The 21,144-nt window shown below is 58.0% G+C and carries 21 protein-coding genes; 7 read left to right on the forward strand and 14 right to left on the reverse strand.

What is annotated here, in order from left to right; translation table 11 throughout:
- Positions 1-2: 2 nt before the first annotated feature.
- The 3 genes from lptC to metG all read right to left on the reverse strand — a co-directional run bounded on the left by lptC (position 3) and on the right by metG (position 3,613).
- Positions 3-1,166, reverse strand: a complete 1,164-nt coding sequence (gene lptC / locus H6G62_RS09690) for an LPS export ABC transporter periplasmic protein LptC (protein WP_199324875.1) — start codon at positions 1,164-1,166, stop codon at positions 3-5.
- Positions 1,167-1,215: 49 nt separating this feature from the next.
- Entirely contained in the window at positions 1,216-1,857 is a 642-nt protein-coding gene (locus H6G62_RS09695) for an NYN domain-containing protein (protein WP_190494512.1), read from the reverse strand.
- Positions 1,858-2,020: 163 nt separating this feature from the next.
- The gene (metG, locus tag H6G62_RS09700) at positions 2,021-3,613 is read right to left on the reverse strand and encodes a methionine--tRNA ligase (RefSeq protein ID WP_190494513.1); all 1,593 of its coding nucleotides are present in this window, start codon (positions 3,611-3,613) and stop codon (positions 2,021-2,023) included.
- Positions 3,614-3,986: 373 nt separating this feature from the next.
- On the opposite strand from metG, the gene H6G62_RS09705 reads away from it, so the two are divergent.
- Positions 3,987-4,796, forward strand: a complete 810-nt coding sequence (locus H6G62_RS09705) for a DUF2993 domain-containing protein (protein ID WP_347239325.1) — start codon at positions 3,987-3,989, stop codon at positions 4,794-4,796.
- 106 nt (positions 4,797-4,902) lie between these two features.
- Entirely contained in the window at positions 4,903-6,021 is a 1,119-nt protein-coding gene (locus tag H6G62_RS09710; RefSeq protein ID WP_190494515.1) for a sirohydrochlorin chelatase, read from the forward strand.
- Positions 6,022-6,044: 23 nt separating this feature from the next.
- Here H6G62_RS09710 and H6G62_RS09715 read toward each other — a convergent pair whose 3' ends face one another.
- Positions 6,045-7,235, reverse strand: a complete 1,191-nt coding sequence (locus tag H6G62_RS09715) for a DUF58 domain-containing protein (RefSeq protein ID WP_190494517.1) — start codon at positions 7,233-7,235, stop codon at positions 6,045-6,047.
- A 223-nt stretch (positions 7,236-7,458) separates the two neighbouring features.
- Here H6G62_RS09715 and petL point away from each other — a divergent pair, with 223 nt between their 5' ends.
- Positions 7,459-7,551 carry a cytochrome b6-f complex subunit PetL gene (gene petL, locus H6G62_RS09720; protein ID WP_190494519.1) on the forward strand — a complete coding sequence of 31 codons (93 nt, stop codon included), beginning with the start codon at positions 7,459-7,461 and terminating at the stop codon, positions 7,549-7,551.
- Between the two features lie 219 nt (positions 7,552-7,770).
- Here petL and H6G62_RS09725 read toward each other — a convergent pair whose 3' ends face one another.
- The 6 genes from H6G62_RS09725 to H6G62_RS09750 form a co-directional block, all read right to left on the reverse strand.
- Positions 7,771-8,505 (reverse strand): polysaccharide deacetylase family protein, encoded by a 735-nt coding sequence (locus tag H6G62_RS09725; RefSeq protein WP_190494521.1) that lies wholly within the window; start codon positions 8,503-8,505, stop codon positions 7,771-7,773.
- 40 nt (positions 8,506-8,545) lie between these two features.
- Complete coding sequence (locus tag H6G62_RS09730; protein ID WP_190494523.1) at positions 8,546-9,754, reverse strand: O-antigen ligase family protein; 1,209 nt, start codon at positions 9,752-9,754, stop codon at positions 8,546-8,548.
- A 215-nt stretch (positions 9,755-9,969) separates the two neighbouring features.
- Positions 9,970-10,650 carry a cob(I)yrinic acid a,c-diamide adenosyltransferase gene (gene cobO / locus H6G62_RS09735; protein WP_190494525.1) on the reverse strand — a complete coding sequence of 227 codons (681 nt, stop codon included), beginning with the start codon at positions 10,648-10,650 and terminating at the stop codon, positions 9,970-9,972.
- An 8-nt stretch (positions 10,651-10,658) separates the two neighbouring features.
- Entirely contained in the window at positions 10,659-10,982 is a 324-nt protein-coding gene (gene grxD / locus H6G62_RS09740; RefSeq protein ID WP_190494527.1) for a Grx4 family monothiol glutaredoxin, read from the reverse strand.
- Positions 10,983-11,083: 101 nt separating this feature from the next.
- Positions 11,084-11,341 (reverse strand): BolA family transcriptional regulator, encoded by a 258-nt coding sequence (locus tag H6G62_RS09745; protein WP_190494529.1) that lies wholly within the window; start codon positions 11,339-11,341, stop codon positions 11,084-11,086.
- Between the two features lie 218 nt (positions 11,342-11,559).
- A complete protein-coding gene (locus H6G62_RS09750; protein ID WP_190494531.1) occupies positions 11,560-12,165 on the reverse strand; it encodes a hypothetical protein in 606 nt (201 codons plus the stop codon).
- Positions 12,166-12,438: 273 nt separating this feature from the next.
- Between H6G62_RS09750 and H6G62_RS28310 the strand changes: the two genes are divergently transcribed.
- Entirely contained in the window at positions 12,439-14,568 is a 2,130-nt protein-coding gene (locus tag H6G62_RS28310; RefSeq protein ID WP_277883016.1) for a S8 family serine peptidase, read from the forward strand.
- A 63-nt stretch (positions 14,569-14,631) separates the two neighbouring features.
- Here H6G62_RS28310 and H6G62_RS09760 read toward each other — a convergent pair whose 3' ends face one another.
- Positions 14,632-16,284 carry a glycosyltransferase family 39 protein gene (locus H6G62_RS09760; protein WP_190494533.1) on the reverse strand — a complete coding sequence of 551 codons (1,653 nt, stop codon included), beginning with the start codon at positions 16,282-16,284 and terminating at the stop codon, positions 14,632-14,634.
- Positions 16,285-16,459: 175 nt separating this feature from the next.
- Between H6G62_RS09760 and H6G62_RS09765 the strand changes: the two genes are divergently transcribed.
- From H6G62_RS09765 to aroQ, 3 genes are all read left to right on the forward strand, one after another.
- Positions 16,460-17,710, forward strand: a complete 1,251-nt coding sequence (locus tag H6G62_RS09765) for a competence/damage-inducible protein A (RefSeq protein WP_190494535.1) — start codon at positions 16,460-16,462, stop codon at positions 17,708-17,710.
- 134 nt (positions 17,711-17,844) lie between these two features.
- Positions 17,845-17,976, forward strand: coding sequence for a hypothetical protein (locus tag H6G62_RS28315; RefSeq protein ID WP_277883017.1), 132 nt, complete (start codon positions 17,845-17,847; stop codon positions 17,974-17,976).
- 394 nt (positions 17,977-18,370) lie between these two features.
- Positions 18,371-18,817, forward strand: coding sequence for a type II 3-dehydroquinate dehydratase (aroQ, locus tag H6G62_RS09770; protein WP_190494537.1), 447 nt, complete (start codon positions 18,371-18,373; stop codon positions 18,815-18,817).
- A 63-nt stretch (positions 18,818-18,880) separates the two neighbouring features.
- On the opposite strand, the gene H6G62_RS09775 is transcribed toward aroQ, so the two are convergent.
- The 3 genes from H6G62_RS09775 to H6G62_RS09785 all read right to left on the reverse strand — a co-directional run bounded on the left by H6G62_RS09775 (position 18,881) and on the right by H6G62_RS09785 (position 21,026).
- Positions 18,881-19,153 (reverse strand): DUF3143 domain-containing protein, encoded by a 273-nt coding sequence (locus H6G62_RS09775; RefSeq protein WP_190494539.1) that lies wholly within the window; start codon positions 19,151-19,153, stop codon positions 18,881-18,883.
- Positions 19,154-19,428: 275 nt separating this feature from the next.
- On the reverse strand, positions 19,429-20,046 hold the full coding sequence (locus tag H6G62_RS09780; RefSeq protein WP_190494541.1) for a J domain-containing protein: 618 nt from the start codon (positions 20,044-20,046) through the stop codon (positions 19,429-19,431).
- Between the two features lie 128 nt (positions 20,047-20,174).
- Positions 20,175-21,026, reverse strand: a complete 852-nt coding sequence (locus H6G62_RS09785; RefSeq protein WP_190494543.1) for a hypothetical protein — start codon at positions 21,024-21,026, stop codon at positions 20,175-20,177.
- Positions 21,027-21,144 lie beyond the last annotated feature (118 nt).

Genomic DNA, 21,144 nt, shown 5'->3' on the forward strand with positions numbered 1-21,144 from the left:
GCTTAGTTGGGCACAATTTCGGTGACCACCTGCCCCCCGTTATCCTGGCCACCCTCAACCACAAAGGTGCCTTCCCGCAAGCGGCCAATGCCCTGGCTACCGCTGAGGTTGAGGGCCGGATTGGTCTGTTGATAGTTCACCCGCCCCTCAGCCAGCAGGGTTTGGCTGGGGATTGTCCAGGTGAGGCGGTCGGTGGTGAGGCGAGATTGGGGTTGTTGGCGCACGGCCACCACGTCTTGGCTGACGGTAATCACCTCGTCGGCCAAGTTCATGGTGCCTTGGCGAGCCGTGACCACTAGGTTTTGGGTGGGGTGGGTCACGGTCAACGGCTGATTGAGGTTAATCTGCCCCTCCGCCACACGCCATTCGAGTTCCTCGCTGTTGGCGGTGAGGGGAATGTCTAGGATCTGCATCGTCACCGATCCCTGGAGGGTGGCCAGGTTATCGCCGAGGTTCACCTGCCCCCGCTGCCCCTGCACCACTTCGGTGATGGTGGTGTCTTTGAATTGTTCGATGCGTAGGGGTTGGGGGCTGTCGATGCGCTCCTGATCCCAGTCCCAGGCCAGTTCTTGGGCCTGGAGCTTCAGCCAGGGATCGGTTTTGGGGTCTTCTACTACGGTGTTGGCCACCACGTTGCCCTGCAATTCCATCCGGTTTTGGCGGTTAAACACCCGGAATTCGTCCGCCGTGGCCCGCAGTTGGGGGTGGCTTCCGGTCACGTCCTGGCGAATGACCAGGACGTCTGCCTGGGGCCGCCACTCCATTTCGTTCCCCCGCAAAATCGCCCCGTTTTTAATCCCCTTGGCCACAATGTTGCCGCGCAGCACAATGGTGTTGCCGTTGTCGCGCATTTCCCCGGTATCGGCGGTGACGTTGTAAATCACCTCACCGTCTTGGAACAGTTCGCCATCGGGACGGGTAAACGTCGCGATGGATCGATCTGGGCTGTAGTTGGCTTCCTCGGCCTTGACCCGCCACAGCAATACCCCATTTTCGTCGGGTTGCTCCAGGGTCACGTTCCGTAGGGTTAACCCGGTTTCAACGTCCTCGGTTGGCGCTTCGGACGGGGGCGACGGAGCCAACGGCCCAATCCCCAGCCAATACGCGCCCAGGCCGATCACCGTCACGACCATACCCCCAATGGCGATCTGCCGTGGCTTTACCATTGTGATTTCGCTAGGGCTACCCCTACTCCAAGTGTTACCGTTTCCTATCCTATCCTCTGGGGCTTGCCTCTGGCGGTAGGGCATCGGTGCCACCAATACCAGGGGCCAGGGGGCGATAGGTGTAGTTGTGCTGCGGGGCGCGGGGATTTTTCTTGATGTCGTCCTTCACCAGTTCTAAGTCAATGTAGCGGTCGGCCACGTTGATCAGGCTATCGCTGGTCATGGATCGCAAGCTGACCACCTCAATGCGGGCACCCCGATAGCTGGCGGCATCGGCAGCATAGGCCAAATCGCCATCGCCGCTCACCAACACAGCGGTGTCGTAATAGTCCACCAAGGCGACCAAATCCACAGCAATTTCCACATCCAAATTGGCCTTTTTAGAGCCATCGGGCAATTGCACCAAATCCTTGGCAATGACGCGATAGCCGTTGCGGCGCATCCACAGCAAAAAGCCCTGCTGCTTTTCGTTGCTGCGATCTACCCCCGTGTAGAAAAACGACCGAAACAGCCGGGATCCAGCGGTGAGCTTACAGAGTAACTTGGTGTAGTCAATTTCAATGCCCAATTGTAGAGCGGCATAGAACAGGTTGGATCCATCAATGAAGATCGCCACCCGCCCCCGGTTACCAAGCACCTGTTCGGGGGTAAAAATGGTGTCTTCGCTAATTAAAGAATGGGAATCTAACATGGGCGTGTTATCCAGTTGTATTAAATCAATCGTGGGTTAAAGGGGCTTTTATGGGGGCTAAGGGAATGTACCTAAGGGGACTTATTGATGGGGCATTCGGGGGAAATTTGGGGGACGTTCGAGGGCGATCCTCGGCCCTCCCATCCAGCATTCTTGCGATCCCCTAAGCCATCGCTTCAGGAATCTCAATGCGCTGGAAAATGGGCTTGGCGTCTCCTAGGATCTGACCCGGTGGCAAGGTGCCCCAGGCGGCGTGTTCTCCGTAGGCCAATTGATCACCGATGGATCGCTGGTTAAAGTCCACCGAGTAGCCCAGTTGCCGATAGATCTCGTTGCTGAGGCCAGGAACCACGGGGGCAAGCAGATAGGCCGCTAATCGTACCGATTCCAAAACGGCATAAAGTACCGATTCGGTTTCTGCCTGTTTGCCCTGCTTAAAGAGGCTCCAGGGGGCTTCTTCATCCAGAAACTTGTTGCTGGCCTGCACTAGGGCTAAAATCGCGCTGCAAGCTTGACTAAATTTCAACTGTTGATAAGCCTCGGCAACGGTTACTCCCAAGCCTGTTCCCATGCCCTTCAACCGATGATCATCCGTTAAAGACATAGGTTCCCCATGGGGTACCTTTCCTCCACAATAACGCGCCGCCATCTTAATGGTGCGATTTAACAGGTTTCCTAAATCATTGGCTAAATCAGCATTGAGAACGTTGATAAATCGGGTTTCGTTAAAGTCCCCATCTTTGCCGAATTCAATCTCGCGGAGGAAATAATATCGGACGGCGTCAGATCCATATTTATCGACTAATTCCACGGGATCGAGAGTATTTCCGAGGCTTTTGCCCATTTTTAGGCCGTCTTTAGTTAAAAAGCCGTGGCCAAACACTCGTCCCGGTACGGGTAATTCCGCCGACATCAGCATGGCAGGCCAATACACCGCATGGAACCGAAGAATATCCTTGCCAATCAGGTGAATGTTGATCGGCCACCAGTGACTCACAGCCGCCTCTAAATTGGGGGCTTCGTCAGGATCTTGCAGAGCGGTGACATAGCCCAACAGGGCATCAAACCAAACGTAGAGGGTATGATTGGGATCCGTGGGAACCGGAAAGCCCCAGTCCAGATTGACGCGGGAAATGGAAAAGTCTTGCAGGCCGCGTTTGACGAAGCTCAACACCTCATTGCGGCGGGTTTCCGGCTGGATGAAATCGGGTCGCTCGGCGTAGAGTTGCTCTAGTTTCTCCTGGTAATTGGCAAGCCGGAAGAAATAGTTCTGCTCGTCCCGCCATTCCACCGTTTTGTTGGGGTGCAGGGGGCAGCGGTGGTCGTCGAGTAGATCCCGTTCTTCCTTAAATTCCTCGCAGGAAACACAGTACCAGCCCTGTTGTTGGCCTTGGTAAATGTCCCCCTTTTCCCACACCCGTTGAAAAAACTCCCGCACAATCACCTCGTGGCGGGGCGATGTGGTGCGAATAAATCGATCCCATTGAATATTCAAATTCTGCCAAAGGCTCTCAAACCCAGCTACCACTTGATCGCAATGATCCTGGGGCGAAATCCCCCGTTCTTCGGCGGTGCGGAGAATTTTTTGGCCATGCTCATCGGTGCCCGTAATCATCAGCACGGGTCGCCCCGTGAGGCGATGGAACCGAGCGACTACGTCCGCCGCGATGGTGGTGTAGGCGCTGCCGATATGGGGCAGATCGTTGACGTAGTAGAGCGGGGTGGTGATGGCGAAGGGGGCAGCGTTGAAGGTCATAGAACAGTGTGTAAAGGTTAGCCCTCGGGCAGTTGAAAACCCTGGTTTGGCGGTGATCATTCCTCTGCCCTAGGCAAAAGCACTCAAACCGCCAAAAGGCCATCATACAAGCAACCCGAACCCCTGGCCTAATCAGGCATCGCAGGGGGTAAAGGTAAGCTAGGTCGGATACAGTCTAGCCCCGGTCTAACCTGTATCCCCCGCAATGCCCAGAAGATTTAACCATTGTGTTTCCACCCTTGGTGTGCTGTACCGAGCCTATGCAGGCCATAGGAGACTGCCATGGGGATAATCCGTGAGCTTTGGCCATCCCCCGCTAGAATGGGGGTGTCGAAATGCTTCATACTTTGTTACAACAAGTAGAGATGTTGGGTTGGTATTAACCTCTATGTTCGGCGGCTTTACCGGGTTCCAGCCAAACGCAGCGAACGATTTCGGCGAACGGATGATCAATTCCGTGGTCACTCAGTCCCTTCGGCACATGTTCAGCCGTAGCGATTCCATTGATGTGGCGGTGCGCTGTTCGCCCCCTAGCAAGCTCTTGCAGGGCACCGTAGACAGCTTCCGCATGGAAGGACGCGGACTGGTGATTCGCAACGAGTTTGAAACCGCAGAGATGATGTTTGAAACCGATGCGGTGGCCATCGACATGGGGGCGGCCATTGGTGGCAAAATTCGCCTGCGCCAGCCCACCCAGGCCATTGCCCAGGTGGTGCTTACCGAAGACGCCATTAACCGGGCCTTTGGGGCCGATCTAGTGCGCCAACACCTGGAAGGGGTGGATGACGAAGCGCTCACCAACCTCTCCGGCGGCGAACCCCTCACCTTTCGCGACATTCACATCACCCTCCAGCCCGATCAACAGGTGACGATTGCGGCCAAAACCGACCTGCCCAATAAAAAAGATGTGCCGATTCAGCTCACGGCCACCATCACCGTGGAAAAGCGGCGACGGATTATCTTCGCCAACCCTGAATTTCTGTCCGACGGCATCCCCGACACCGCCCGATCCCTCTCCGCCACCCTCACCAAGGCCTTTGCCACTATCCTCAACCGCATGGTGGATCTAGAGCGCTTTAACCTGGATGGCGTGCTGCTGCGGGTGAACCGTCTGGAAACCAAGGGCAATCAACTGGTCTTCAGCGGCTACGCCCAAATCGACCATTTCCCCGGCATGGCCTAGGAACATCCCTACCCCCAGGATGGTTCTGGGTGATGGAGTGGGCTAAGATAACCGAACAGCGGGATTTTTATCTCGCCAGAGTTTTATTGAGGCAGACATCGCAGCTATGGCCATTGCTCCCATCATGACCACCCCAGAGGACTTTACCCCGCCCGCCCTGGGCCAATGGGAGCCGCTGCCGATGAATCGTCCCCTGTTGCTGGTGGGGCACGGTAGCCGCGACACCGATGGCCGGGATCGCCTGCTGGAATTTGCCGCCGCTTACCAGGCGCTAGATACCTCTCGGCCCGTGATCCCCTGCTTTTTGGAACTGACGGAGCCCACCATCCAGGACGGGGTGGATCAATGCGTGGCCCAGGGCTATACCGACATTTCGGTGCTGCCGATTTTGCTGTTTGCCGCCCGCCACAACAAGTTTGACGTTACCAACGAGCTCGACCGCGCCCGCCTGCGTCATCCCCAGGTGACGTTTCACTACGGTCGCCACTTTGGCATTACCCCAGAAATCATCCGCCTCTGGCAAGATCGCCTAGAGGAATTGGACACCCCCGCCTTCAATCCCCAGGGCATTGCCCGCGAAGACACCGTGCTGCTGTTTGTAGGACGCGGAGCCAGCGACCCCGATGCCAACGGCGATGTTTACAAACTGGCCCGGATTTTGTGGGAAGGGAGCCGCTACCACACCGTGGAAATCTGCTTCATCGGCATCACCCACCCCCGCCTAGAGGAAGGCTTCCGCCGTGCCCGCCTATACCAGCCCAAGCGCATCATCGTGTTGCCCTACTTCCTCTTCACTGGGGTGCTGGTGAAAAAAATTGTCGATATTACCCAACAGGAACAGGCCCAACATCCCGATATCACCGTCACCTACCTGCCCGAAATGGGGAGCCACCCCCGGCTGATGCAAATTCTGCGAGCGCGTGAAATTGAAACCCAGCTCGGCCAAGTGCAGATGAACTGCGAGATGTGCAAATTCCGCCTAGCTGCTGTGGGGGCGGGTTCTAGCCACGGCCATGGTCATGATCATGGTCACAGACATAGCCATGATCACGGTCACGGTCGCAGTCACGACCATCACGGTCATAGCCATAGTGCGGCCCATGGTCACGATCACGGCCATCACGATCACGGTCATCATGATCACGGTCATCACCACCACGGCGAACCCGTAGATCTGTTTCCTCAGCCAGAGGATTACCACCAGCGAGCGTGGCAAGTGCCCTAAAACCCGATGATGGTCTCCAATGCTTAACCCGAGACGGTGACGGGGCTGGTTTTATCCACCTGGGTTTGGAGTTGCGCCTGTAGGGACTGATCCGGCTGCACCCAGCGGATTATCCCAGCGGATCCGTCTTCCTGGGTGCTATCCCCAGCGCGGGTGGCGGGTGAGGCCCAAACCAGTTGACGACTCCCGGCGGCGAGGGTAGTTGCAGCCATCGGGGCTGGGGTAAGCCACACTGTCGGAACCTCTGGCCAGGTTGGGGGAGGCGATCCACTGGAGTCAATCTGCACTCCCGCCAGGGCCATCAGCACACCGGGCCGATCCTGAAGGCATTCCCCCTGGGGGAGCCACAGGGCCGCTGCAAAACCCTTTTCTAGGGCATAGTGGTACAGCGAAGCGGCGGCAACCACGGCCTGCTCAAAACTTTCCTCTAGCCAGTTGGCTCTCGTGTTGAGGGCAATCACCACTTCCTGGCTGGCAGTGACTTTTTCCAATTCGCGCACCCGAAGTTCGCCGTAGCGGGCACTGGTGCGCCAGTGGATGAGCCGGGTGGGGTCGCCCCAGCGATAGGGGCGTAGGGATCGGGTGACGCCCTCCGTTGCCGGCTTGACCACCGGGTGGTAGTGCCACTGCTGCCCCGATTGGTCGCCAAGGGTATCTAAAATGGGGCAGTTTTTCAGGGGCAAAATCTGCGGGTAAACGACCGCCGTGGTAGGTAAGGCCAGATCTCGCCGATACCAAAACAACCCTAGGGGGGCCGCTGACCGGAGGGTGAGGGCCGACCAAGCATAGATGCCGCGCCGTGGCGTGGGTACTCGATAGCGCCAGGGGTAGGTTTGGCCAGGGTTGAGGTGACGCAGGGCGATGCGCTGGGGCGCAGCAAGGGCTGGGGCCATGGCATCCACGACCAAGAAAAGATCCCTCGGTTGGCGATGGTGATTGGTGATCAGAACCTCCACGGCCAACGGTTCCCCCGCCGAGACGGGATCGATGGGCAAACGCTCTACGGTGACCCCCTGAAGGTTGCGTCGGGGCAATCGCGTCGCCAGAGCCAGCAGAGCTAACATAATACCGCTCATCACGTAGAGCCATCCGGCCAGGGTATTGGTGGCCGCCGCAAACAGGAAAATAGCCAACGCCAGCAACAGCCCGCCCGCATAGGCTGGTTTTAGCCCCCGTCGTTCTAGCCCACGCCCCACCCCCTTTAAATGATCCATAGACGGTGAAAAGCTCTCCGTAAGCACTATCTGCCTAGAGCATAGCTAACCTCAGCCCCCATCGCTATGTTTTCCCGGCCTGCGCTCCCCCCCGCCACCACCGCGATCCATGACCGAGAGCACGACAAGGCTAGGGAGAAGGGTCGTCCGTCCTGCACTCCCCCGGCTGTGGTTCACCCCCGGCTATGGTTCAATAGGAGCAGTTGTTGTGGAGAGATCGGCCATGGGAGCCATTTCGTACGTTTTGTTTTTGGGTGGAATGTTGGGGTTGGCCCTAGGACTGTATTTTGGCCTGCGGACGGCTAAGCTCATTTAGCGGCCTTGTATCGGCCCATCCATTACCCATCTCATCCCCAGTCTGCATTGGGAAACCCCGATTCTCAGCCCGACCCACCGTAGGGGCAAGGTCTCCTCGACCGCTGATACCGGGTGCAAAACAAGCCGGATTGAGTATCAAAACTATCCCTAGGTGAGCCATGGCTGACCTAGGGATAGTTTTAGGGGCGGTGGGTCGCTGGGAAGAGAGAACTGGCGTCTATCGGCAGCGCGTCACGCTGGGTTGAGCAGCTCCCCGTGCCAGGAGATCTGACAGGGTGACAAACCGATAGCCCTGGGCCGTGTAGGTGGCGAGAATTTGCCGCACCAGTTCTACGGTCTTTTGGCGACTCGTCCGGGGGGATCCATCAGAATTCGGACTAGAGTCGTGCATCAAAACAATCGCGCCGGGATGGGCCTGTTCTGCCAGCATCGTCATCATCTGATCCACCGATAGGCTACTCCAATCCAGCAGGTCAATGTCCCAAAGGAAGATCGGGCGACCCATGGCCTTCAGGGTCTGCATCACGATCAGATTGGCATGGCCGTAGGGCGGTCGAAAGTAGGACGGTAGGGAATCAATCATGGGCGTTAGAAGATCCTCCGTCCGCTGGATTTCCTGCTCGATCCCCGGCCCTAGTCTCCGGTTGAGGTCGGGGTGGGAAAAGGTATGATTTGCCAATTCGTGCCCCTGGGCCACCACCCTTTGGGCCACCTGAGGATGCTGCTGTAGGTGCCGCCCGATGGCAAAAAAGGTGGCCTGAGCCGCGTATTCCTCCAGGGTATCCAGGATGGCGGGAGTGTAGGTGGGATGGGGGCCATCATCAAAGGTGAGGGCCATGACCGGATCCGCCGTTTGCACACAGAAGACCGCTTCGCCGGAAACCTGGGGCCAGAGGAAGCGCTGGGGCCAAATCGCCTTGGTCCACACCAAGATCGCTATTGTCGTTAGCATCAGGATCGGCCCAACCCTTAGGAAAACGGATCGGCCCCTCCTATACCAACGGTGAGGGTTTGTCATGGCCTTGGGGGGATGGAGAGATTGAACCCGACACATTGGCTAGGTCGGAGATGGCTTGCAATGCCGCCAACATCAGCCAGCCAAGGACATTCACCCGCGCATCAAAAAAAGCAATATCAAACAGGGCAAATAGCGTACAGGCCAAAAAACCCAGGCCGTAGCCAATCAGCAGTGGTTGGGTCTCTGGGGGCAATCGTCCTAGGCGATAGGTTTGGGCGGCTCGGTAGCAAATCCAGCCCACAATGCTGGTCAATAGGATTATCACGGGGATGCCCGCCTCTGCGGCTAGATTCAGCCAGAAGTTGTGAGCATGGGCTAGGACGGCTTCATCGGGAATGGCGTAGGGCACATAGTTCGCTTGGAAGCCCCCAAATCCGGTGCCTAGCCAGGGATACTGGCGAATCAGCGGTAGGGAGAGCTGCCAAATCGCGACCCGAAGAGAGCTACTGGTTAAGGCTTCGGTGAGGGATCGTCCCCCAACGCCACCGATCACCACACTGGTGAGGGTGGCCGTGGCAAGGCCCAATCCGCCCCAAACGGCCCAGCGATGACGCCGAAGCATCGCCATGGCGATGAGCAGTTGAATCAGCAAAACAACCACGCCACTACGGGATCCTGCACAAAACACTCCCAAGGGAATCAAACCCATGGCTCCGTAGATCCAAGCGTTGGCGGGGGATGGGGGGGAAGACCGCGTTCGCAGACACAGGCCCAGCCCTAGGCCAAAGATAATCACCAAGTAAGCAGCCAACACGTTGGGGTTGCCAAAAACAGAATCCACTCGCTGGTGTACCGGAACCGCCTCCCAAGGCCACCCGGAAATTCCTAGCCGCCACGCCAGGGCGGGTAAATATTCAAGGAAGGCCCGCAGGTTAATGGGGATAGAGCCCACCAGCAACCAAAAGGCCCACCGTTCTAGGCTAGCCAAGGGACTGGGGAGATGGGTAATGTAGGTGGAGAGGCCCGCGAAAAAGAAAAAGAACGGCCAGAAGTTAGTGGATTGAAGCAGGGCTAAGGCTGGATCCTGGGCGACGGTGATGCTGATAGCCAGCCCCAGTATCAGCCCAATCCAGCCTTGGCGCACTAGACGTTGGCTGATGGCCTGGGGGTAGCGTACCAGCCAGTTCAGCAGGTGGATGGCCAAACCAGCCAATCCGAGATAGCTGGCATAGGGCAGAACCACCAGACTGCCGATCAGCCATGATTCTTGCTGCTTGCCTAGCCCCAGTGACCTAACTCTGATGCCTTGCCTGTGGCTTCCCAAGCCTCGAATTATCAAATGTCTTGGCCTCCACCTTGCGACACCCTAGCCGTCTTAACTAGCCACAGTCCACCCTTGGAGAATCGGGGGTAGTTAAGTACATAGAAGTTAGCATTTAACCGAGCCATGCAGAGGGGCTAAAACTCAATCCCAGGCTGGGCCTTCACCCCTTGTTCCCGGAAGGGATGCTTCACGAGGGTCATTTCCGTCACCAAGTCGGCGGCGTCAACCAAGGCGGGGGGGGCTCCGCGTCCGGTCAAAATGACGTGGGTCATCTCCGGCTTATCGGCCAGTCCTGTCAACACCTGATCCACGGTCAGAAAGCCATGCTTGATAGCCACATTCACCTCATCCAGCAGCACCAGCCGATAGTCGGGATCGCGGATATAGTCCAGCGCCATGCCCCAAGCCTGTTGAGCGGTGGCGGTATCTCGGTCGCGATCCTGGGTATCCCAAGTGAAGCCCTCACCCATGGCCTGGAAGGTAAGCTGGTCTTCCCAGCGTCCCAGGACGGCCTTTTCGGCGGGCTCCCAGGCTCCCTTGATGAACTGCACAATGGCCACCCGGTAGCCATGCCCCAGGGATCGCATCACCATCCCCAAGGCGGCGGTGGTTTTGCCCTTACCGTTGCCCGTGTGGACGATGATCAGACCCTTTTCTAGGTTGCGTTCCGCGAGACGCTGCTGCTGTACCTCTTGGCGGCGCTGCATCTTGCGGCGATACTGTTCCGCCGAGAGGTTGCCCTGTTCAGCAGCCTGGTTAAGTTCCGTGGCCACCGCATCTAGGCTGTCGGCGGCGGGGAGAGAATCGTCAGTCATAGGGTTTCCTAGGAGGCCAGGGCCACTTGCACAATTTCCTGGAGCTGACCACCTTGGTACAGCTCGATCAGGATATCGGATCCGCCAAGGAATTCACCGTTGACGTAAACCTGGGGAATGGTGGGCCAGTTGGAATACTCCTTAATGCCCTGGCGAATGTCGGGATCGGCCAGCACGTCAAAGGTCTCGAAGGGAGCCCCCAGAATATTCAAAATCTGCACGACATTATTGGAAAAGCCGCACTGGGGCATCAGCTTATTCCCCTTCATGAACACCATGATTGGGTTACTTTGTACTAATTGATCAATGCGGTCTTTAACGGCAGCATCCATGGGAAAATTCCTCCAGCGGTGAATGGGACAGGCAGGGGCAGATAAACGGTAACGAAGCCAGAGCGTATCGTCAACCGAGGACTGGGGCTATCGGGGCCAAACTATCTGGCCTGGGCGGTTTGCCAGTCTTCTGGGGTGTAGGTTTTGAGGGCAAGGGCGTGGATGGCCTCGGAGGACATGGCCTCGCGCACGGCCCCGTAGACCATCTGATGCTGTTTGACTAAACTACACCCCGAAAAGGCCGAGGAGACGACGGCCACCTGGTAATGATCGCCACCGCCCGTCAGATCCTGAACGTCTACTTCGGCATCGGGCAGGCTGGCCTTAATCATGGCCACAACTTGGTCTGGGCTAATCATGGTAGGGGCACTCCGGCTGTAAATAACGTCGGGCTGAACAATCTAAAGGCTAGGAAAGATAGGGCCATAAGGGAGCAAACTTCCCGGTGGCGACAATGGATGGCAGACCACCGTTGCTATCTTGCCATTGAAAGGAACCGCATTGATAGGGTGAAAGCATTGATTTTAATTATGCTTTCACCCCATCGATCCGGCGAGCGCCTAGACTATTCGCCTTACTAGGGGGCAGCCTCCTCGGGGGCCGTGTCCTGGGATGGGGGGCGTCCGGCATAGGGCTCGTTGACAAAGCCAAGCTCAAACAGTTGCTGGTAGGCTCGTTGGCCCAGTTCACGGGTGGGCTGCTGGCTACGCAGGATTTCCATCAGCAGGGGCACCGCTAGGTCTGGCTGGTTTTGGGCGCGGTAGACTAGGGCCAGTTGGTAGGTAGCTTGGTCGCGCATTTGGGCGGCTTCGAGGGCCTGCTCCCGGTGGGTACGGTTAAGCTGGCTGTTAATCCCCACAAACATCTGGGCCAGTTCTTGGTAATAGCTGGACAGTTGGTTGAGGGTTTCGCGGGAGGCCTGAAGCTTGACGATGGCGGTTTCCAGATCCTGATTGGCAATGGCGGCTTCGGCTTCGGCCACCTGCTGCCGCGCCCCGGCCATACTGAGGGAGGTGGTGGAAATATTTCCCGGTTGCACGGGCACAATGTTGGGGTTGGAGGTCTCTTGGGCCAGGATCGTCGGGCTAGCTATGGCCTGGGTTGCCCCTAACAGACTACCTCCCGTCAAAGCGACCAGAGCCGCCGTCGAAAAGCCGGAGAAGGGTTTCCAAAAAGAGTGCATCGCAACGACCATGAGTTACCCAAGATAAGGTTGAGGGACAGTTTGAGGGACAATCGCACCCGCCAATCTAACGATTTGCCAAAGGAGGAGGTACCAAAATACTGAGGTATCTTAACATCTCGCTATGGCCTCCTGAAGCGCTCCACCCGGATTCTGCGTGGCGAGATCGCCTGGGGTTTGGGTGCTGCCCCTTTGACCGTAGCCAGCCCAAAAGGTTCCCGTCGTTTTGCCTGAATTTCGTCGCAATTCACCCATCGCTAGTGTCGCAATCCCATGGTGCAATCCTCCGATGCCAATGCTTCTGCCAATGCCGCTGACCGTCCGGCGATGACTGGCCCCCGTGAGTCGTGGATGGGCGACATTATTCAGCGTGGGGGGGAGGAACTGCGGGTGGAAAAGGTGCCCACGCGGTTCACCACTCGGCTGCACCAACCGGGGGGGCTGGGGGCGGTGCAGGCGGCCCTGGGGGCTTTGGGGGGGCGGGCGGTGGCAACGGGACAACTGGTGGAATGGCAGGTGAACGCCGCCGAACTGGAGGACAGCCTGGATCGGGCTCGTCAGCATCCCGATGTGGCCTTTGCCAGCCATGTTTATCGTTTGGTGGATAGCCCTCAAACCTGGGTGTACCTCACGGATGAAATCACGGTGCAGGTGGATCAATCGGTGGATCAGACCACCCTGGCGGGCTGGTTAGCCGAGTTGGGGCTGGTGGTCGATCATTCCCTGGCGGGGATTCCCCAGGCCTACGTCACCCGTGTTACCCCAGCGGCCACCGAGAACCCGATTAAGCTGGCCAACCGTCTGCTGCGCCAGCCCGGAGTCCAGGTTGCTGAACCGAATCTGGTGATTGAAATCGGAGGGCTGTATCAACCCACGGACGACCGCTACCCCCAGCAGTGGCATTTGTTTCACCAGGGTGGCCCCCAGTTGGCGACGGGGTCGCACATGAATGTGGAAGCAGCTTGGAACATTACGCGGGGCAGTCGTTCGGTGGTGGTGGCGGTGGCCGATGATGGCTTTGACCTGGAACACCCTGACCTGCAAGGGATGGGAAAACTGGTGGCCCCCATCGACCTCAAGGATCGCGATGCGGTGCCCTTGCCGATGCAAAGCCACGAAAATCACGGGACGGCGGTGGCGGGGTTGGCCATTGGCGAAGAAAACGGCAGCGGCATTGTGGGGGTGGCTCCGGGCTGTGCCTTTTTGCCCATCCGCACCACGGGCTTCATCGACGATGCCTCTATCGAGCAACTGTTTGGCGAAGCGATGAACCGGGGAGCAGCGGTGATTGCCTGTAGCTGGTCGCCCGCCGCCAACTATTTCCCCCTCACCCTGCGCCAAGCCAACGCCATCACCCAAGCCGCCACCGCCGGACGCCAGGGCAAGGGCTGCGTGATTCTCTTCTCGGCGGGGAATGCCAACCGCCCGGTCAGCGGCACCCTCAACGAGGCCCAGTGGCCCCGCAATGTGCTCAGTGGCCCGACCAAGTGGCTGAATGGCTTTGCGGTGCATCCCGACGTGATTGCCGTGTCGGCCTCCACCAGCCTCAACACCAAAGCCGCCTATAGCAACTGGGGAGCTTCCATCGCCGTCACCGCCCCCAGCAATAATGCCCCTCCCAGCATGGCCCTCCCCCAGGTGGGAACCGTGGCTACGGGGCCAGAACTCCGCCAAGCGCTGCCGGGACGAGGCGTGGTCACCAGCGACCGCACCGGAGGGGCAGGCTATGACCCCAATGCCGCCTACACCCACACCTTTGGCGGCACCTCTAGCGCTTGCCCCATGGTGGCCGGGGTGGTGGGGCTAATGCTCTCCGTCAACCCCAACCTGACCGCCCAGGAGGTGCGAGAAATTCTGCAAACCACCGCCGATAAAATTGTTGACCCCAGCCCCGATCCCCAACTGGGCCTGAAATACGGTACCTACGATGGTCGAGGCCATTCCCCATGGTTTGGCTATGGCAAGGTGAATGCCCTAGCCGCCGTGCAGGCGGCCCAGTCCCGCGCCTGGAGCCAGCGACGGGTGAGGCAAATTCTCTCCCAACAAAACCGGACGGCCTTGGTGATTCCCGACCACCAGCCCACGGGGGTAGACAGTGCCATCGTGATTTCCCAGCCGGGCACCGTCACCGATCTGCAAGTCCAGGTCAGCCTCCAGCACGAATTTCTGGGTGATATTAGCCTCACCCTGATCGCCCCCAGCGGCCAAACCGCCCTACTCCAGGGACGCACCCTCGGTCGCCAAACCACCCTACGCCAAACCTACAACCTGCACAGCACCCCCGTGCTGATCGCGATGATCGGACAACCTGCCCTCGGAGCCTGGAAACTCCGCATCATCGACCATGCCCCCGCCTCCATGGGGCGACTCCTAGAATGGCGACTCTCTCTGGGTCTAGGCTAGGGTTTACCGCTTGAACGATCCCCTCCCCTACAGTTTGCTGGGTTGGGAATCGGGATCATCCAATTAGGATTTGCTGTGGTAGGGATACCCGTAGGGCTGGTTGAAGCCGCTGGCTCGAAAAAGGTGAATCGTTTCGGTGACTTCGCCACCCCGTCGTAGGTCTAGGGTGGTGAGGGGTTCGATGGTGTCAAACAGGGGTTGATATTGGCCCAGAATATCGGGATTTTCGGCGAAGCGGTCGAGGGTCATATACAGGGCATCTTGGCCCAGCCAATCGGTTTGGTTGAACCAGAAGGCAAATCCCCTGGGGTCTTGGCTGAAGACGGTGACGGGCACGTCGCGCAGGGGGTGGATGGCCATATCGAAATAGCCACCCAGGTAATACTCGTTGGTGAAGATAAAGCCAACCTCTGGCAGGATGGCTTGCAGTGGAGGATCTTCAGCGATCAGGCGTCGCAGTTGTAGGGTGTCGATCAGTTCCGTGGAGCCGTCTTGTTCGACGGGAATCAGGCCACCAAAGGGGGCATAGCGGCTGGGTTGTTGCAGAAATCCCAGTTGCAAATGCAGTAGTGCAATCACCGATAGGATCGCCAAAAATGCGCCCGATCCCCACAGCCACCGTTGCAGCAGCCGAGGTCTACGCCGTTGCCAAAGGACGGCCTGGGCACCGAGCAAAATCAGCAAGCCCCAATAGCCCGGAGCGGGCCAAGCCGGAAAAATTTGCTGCTTGCCCCCCAGCACCGTAAACAACAGCACAATCGGCAGCGACAGCCACAGAACTAGCGCCAACTGATCCCGCCCCTGGGCTTCCTGGGTGTCCCAACTGGGGGTGAAGGACATCATCACCTGTTGCCCGGTTTGGCGCAATGTGACCCACCACAGGGGCAAGCCAAACAGCGGGAAGAGATAGACGTTGGACAGTAGCCAGTAGCCGATCATTTGCCCCACTCGAAAGGGGCTGGGTTCGTCTGTGCCGCCATCAAAACGCATCCCCAGGTGAAAGCGGAAGGAAATCCAGTCGTGCTGGGCATTCCAATACAGCAGCGGGAAGAGGGTGATTGCAAAGCAACCCGCCGCCGCCACCAGCCAGGGCGATTGAAACACCTTGCGGTAGGGCTTGCGACTGAGGCAAAACCCCACCAGCCCCAGCCCCAACACAAAACCGTGGTACTTGCTAATACAGGCCAATCCCACCAATCCACCCAGCAGCGCCACCCGCCAGGTGGGGATATAGGCATTACCAATCACGCCATAGTGGTTCAGGCGGCGACGGGTGGGGAAAAACTCCCACAGTGCCACCAAAAGCGTGGCGCTCCAAAACAGCATCAGCCCGTTATCCGGCGAGGTGAGGATTCCGAAGGAAATCACAATCAGCGGTACCAAGGTTCCGAAGGCCATGGTCATTTGGCCCACCGCTGGGTTGTGCATCCGTCTTGCCGCTAGGTACAGAAGTCCTAAGCTGATCCCATACAGCAGTAGTGCTCCTACCCGAATGGTGAGCGGCGAGATAATCCCCGTTGTCCACCAGCCCAGCCCCGTCGTCAACGCCACCATTACCGGATGGTCAAAGTAGCTCCAGTTCAGGTGGCGGCTGTAGAGGTAGTAGTAGGCTTCATCAAAACCGGGCAGCAGCCAGATCGCCACGATGGTGCGATAGATTAATCCGCCCACTAATAGCCACAACAGTCCGCGCTGCCCCTGATCGGTGTCCTTCATCCACCCTGCCATCCCGTCGTCCTCTGATCCGCTTTCCCACTCTACCGATAAATCTCGCTCTCCCCGCCAAGCCCCCGGACAAGCTCATAGCGGTGCGCCCCAAGCCACGCTTGCCCCAACCATGCCGCACAATAAAGATTCACCTCCTAACACCGCGAAGGATACGGAATCAGCCATGGGCAAGAGCGCCGAGTTAATTTGTGTGGGCACCGAGCTACTGCTGGGGGACATCCTCAACAGCAACGCCCAATATTTGGCCCAGGAGCTAGCGGGGTTGGGCATTCCTCACTTTTTTCAAACCGTGGTGGGGGATAATCCCAGCCGAATTCAGCAGGTGGTGGCGATGGCCTGCGAGCGGTCGGGCCTGATTCTGTTTACGGGTGGCCTTGGCCCCACCCCCGATGATTTGACCATCGAGACCCTGGCAGACTTTTTTGATGCGCCTCTGGTGGAGCGCCCCGAAATTGTGGCGGACATCGAAGCGAAATTTACTAGTCGGGGGCGAGTGATGACCCCCAGCAACCGCAAACAAGCCCTGCTCCCCAAAGGAGCCGAGGTGTTGCCCAACCGCACCGGAACCGCACCGGGGATCATCTGGGAACCCCGACCGGGACTGCTGATTATGACCTTCCCCGGCGTGCCCAGCGAAATGAAAGCCATGTGGCAGGAAACCTCCGTGCCCTACCTGAAAACCCACGGCTGGGTGCAAGACACCATCGTCAGCCGGATGGTGCGCTGTTGGGGCATCGGCGAATCGGGCATGGCAGAACGGGTGAGCGAGTATTTGAACCTCAGCAACCCCACCGTCGCCCCCTACGCCAGCCACGGCGAAGCCAAGCTGCGTATTTCTGCCAAAGCCCCCACCATCGCCGAAGCCGTCGCCCTGATCCACCCCGTCGAGCAGGGCATTCGCAACCTGCTAGGGATCGACTGCTACGGGGCCGATGACGAGTCCCTGGCCTCGGTGGTGGGGGATCTACTGCAACAAAAGCAGCAGACTGTGGCCGTGGCAGAATCCTGCACCGGGGGCGGATTGGGGCAAATGTTCACCGCCGTCGCGGGCAGTTCCGCCTACTTTCTGGGCGGCATCATCGCCTACGACAACCGCATCAAAACCAACCTGCTCAAGGTTGATCCCACGGTGCTAGCAACCGAAGGAGCCGTCAGCGCCATCGTCGCCGAACACATGGCCCTAGGTGTCAAAGCCGCTTTGCAAACCGATTGGGCGCTAAGCATCACCGGGATCGCTGGCCCCGGCGGCGGCAGCGAGACGAAGCCCGTCGGCCTGGTTTACATTGGCCTCGCCCTGCCCACGGGGGATGTAATCAGCCAAAAGTATGAATTTGCCCACTTCCGAGGCCGCGACTGGGTACGCCATCTGAGCGCTTGCACCGCCCTGGATCTCCTTCGTCGTCATCTCCTGTGACAATCACCTTGATCATTTACGTCATTTGGTTATGATGGGTTTATGTATAAATTGCGGGGCGTAGGGTCGTGCTTTGGTGAGCTTGGCAAAGCGGCACACCCAACCATCGCATTCCAGTAAGGAGTTAGGCCCTAATGGATTACATCGAAAAGGCTCTCGAAAAGCTGCGTGAGTGGATTGACGGCATCATCGATGCCCTCCTGGGGCCAGAAACTCAGCACGAACCCGAATTGATCCCCATTCCTGTCAAAGAGCCTAGACGGTAGCCTAACCCGCCAGGTTCAGCACTAACCCCTAGGGAAGAGAGGCCAGTGTCGCTCTCTGGTTTAAGGCCGAATCATTAGGCTGAATTTTATGATGGAATGTCACGCGCCTTCTCTATGGGCGTAGCCTAAATTTCGCAAACTGACAGCGTGTGTCAACCTTAAGTCCTGGAGTCCTACGATTCCGGGACTTTTTTTAACCCTACCGCCTATGCGTAAGTCTCTATTTTGTCTTGCGCCGAGGGTTGATCCCCCTAGCCCCCCTTAGAAAAGGGGGAATCGGAGTCCAAGTCTCCTTCCAGCCCCGAATACCATGGAAGAACTGGGTTTTGAGGCCCAACCTTGAGCCCAGATTTTCGAGTAGGCTGAGTATTGATTTTTAGGGGAGGTATTACGCTTGTACCGCATTCAAATCATCCACGGCCCCAACTTGAACCTGCTGGGATTGCGCGAACCGGGCATCTACGGCACCCAAACCCTAGCCAGTATCAACGAGATGCTGACCACCGAGGCTAAATCCCTGGGGGTAACGGTGGAGGCGTTTCAGTCCAATAGCGAGGGTGCATTAGTGGATTGCCTTCAGGCGACCTTTGGCCAAAAGGACGGGATTGTGATAAACCCCGGTGCCTACACCCACACCAGCGTGGCTCTGCGGGATGCCATTGCGGCGGTGGGGTTGCCCACAGTGGAAGTCCACCTCAGCAACATTCATAAACGAGAGGAATTTCGCCACCACTCCTACATTGCCCCGGTGGCGGTAGGTCAAATCTGCGGGTTTGGGGCCGAGAGCTATCGTTTGGGCTTACGCGCCCTCGTCCAACACCTCCAAACGACCCAACCCTAGGGCGTTTCATCCCTTGAGGTGCAACGGCCTAGGGGAGGGGAATTTCCAAAGTCCAAAGGCAATCTAAGGCCCAGCGAAAATGGCTTCTTCAAGGTCTTGACGGCTAAGGGAATATTTGAAAATGCGCTGGACATCCTTGCCATCGGCTCCAGCGTTGACGTAGCGCACCACCAGGGCATCAATATCTAAAATCACGTCGGCTTCCCAAAGGGGACGCTGCACATGCCAGCAGTGGGGCACGTCGGTATTTTGTTCACAGCCCTGGCGATGCAGCCAGTCTTCAATATCCGGCAGGGTGTGGTTATAGAGGGGGGTGTTAGCGGTGGGAAGGGCCATAAAAACAACCTAGAGTTTAAGGAAATCCGTCATCCGTAGGGTGAGAACCGTCCACCCAAGAAAATGCTGCCTAAAACGGGAATATAGCTGGTTTCAGTCAGATGTGACACGGTCAAGGGGCTTAAGCTCCTTGTTCTTAGGCTGTAGATGTATCTCATCAATGGGAGAACCGCTATACTTTCTAAAAAGAAGACTTTCTAAAAAGAAGTGTCTTAGAATATTTCGACTCAGGAACATAGGAAGAACTGGGTCAAAGAAAAACTTCCACCCCTAGCCTACAACCAAGTGGGTGGCCCCTGGGCAGCACGGGGGCGAGGAGCGAAGGGCAGGCTTGAATCTGCGCCAGCATCCCTGGATAGGGGCTGCTGGAACTCTGGAGCGATAGTCGGTGCAGCGTCGGGTACTCTATCCGAGGTGAGGGTCACGGCGTCCGGCAATTCGGGGTTGATGGCATATTCCCCACGGGTGAGGCCCACCGTCACCACTAGGGCTAAACAGGCCACAAAGGTGAGCCCCAGGATGAATAGGGCGAAGATTTCTCCCGCAGACAGGGGGCGATCCGTGGGGTCGAGGTATACGTTGGACGGTTCCTTGCGGCGGGGTACGGTGCGGCTAGCCCGTGAGAGGGGCTCTAGGGGCTGCATCACCGAAATACGGGAATAGCCCACCTGTTTATCGTAGGCCCAGCGGCGGTCGGGGCTGCTGAGGATGCCGTAGGCTTCGTTGAGTTGCTGAAACTTTTCGGTGGCGTCCTCCGCTGGCAGTGTGGTGGTGTCTGGATGGTAGAGCTTGCTCAGTTCCCGAAACGCCTGCCGAATTTGCTGAGGGCTTGCGGTCGGCTTTACCCCCAGGCGGTCGTAGTAGGTTGCGGGTCTTGGGTTGGGTGCAGGCATAAACGCCACGGGTCTGGTATCGGTGGAGGAAAATTGGTCATGGCTAGGCTGGTGGGGATCGCCCTCAGTCCACCCCGCTCCCGTCCTGGGAGTAAGAAGGGCAAATTTGGCTCCCCTGTGCCCTCAGGCTAACATGGGGCTGATTCCCATTCTGAGAGGGAACGGCTGAGGCGAATTTGGGCCAGGGTAAACACCACCGGAATCACCCGGCCATAGTTTGTGGCAATGGTGCGCCAACCTAAGTCGGCAAAGAACCAAGCCCACAGGGCTGGGCCAAGCCAAGCCAATAGGGTACGGGTCGCGCCATAGCGGGCCGCATTCACCGCCACCCCACGGGAGGCCATGCCCAGGGCTACACGACTCTGGATTTGGGCCAGTGCCGTGCCGCCACCTCGCACCAGGGCTTGTTTGGCCACCTCATAACGGGCCACCTGGAGCATTACCTGGCGAGACAGATGGTGCAACAACCAAGGCCGCAGCAACGAACTCACGACTAGGGCACTGCCCCCCTTCACCAAAAGCCCCGTAGGATTCGCCTGAAGCGCCTTGGGCAAGGTCTGGAACTGGGGCGACTGGGCTAGGGTTTTCTGCAAATCCCGCTGCACCTGCTGGCGATCCCCTGGGGGTAATTTCTGCCAAGCCGATTCAATTAAGTGCAAAAATACCTCTGCCTCCAAGTCCTCCGTGGGCCAAGCCTCGGTGTAGGGCAGGCGCAGGTAGCGACAGACTTGAATCAGGGCTTGGCGATAGGTCATGGCCTGACTTTGGCCGTGCAGTACCGTGAATCCATCCGCCGCCAAAAACCGAAACCGCTGCTCCAGGCGATCTAGCCACTGCTGCCGTGACCCACTCTGCACCTCCAGCGGGTCTAAACGATTCAGGTAATCCAGCGGGTTAAACTTGGGCCGAAACAACAGCTCAGTCAGAGCCTGGAGTTCCTCCTCTGTGGCCAGATCCAGGGCCGAACGCAGCTCATCCACCACCGCTCACCGTTCGAGTAAGGTACCTCTTAATTTTTACACCATATTTTCCAAGCCAGATTTCCCCAGCCAGAGAAACCCTCCCTAGGGACTCTACGGCTTAGAAACATCTTGACGG

Source organism: Phormidium sp. FACHB-1136, assembly GCF_014697375.1.
Lineage (GTDB): Bacteria > Cyanobacteriota > Cyanobacteriia > Phormidesmidales > Phormidesmidaceae > Nodosilinea.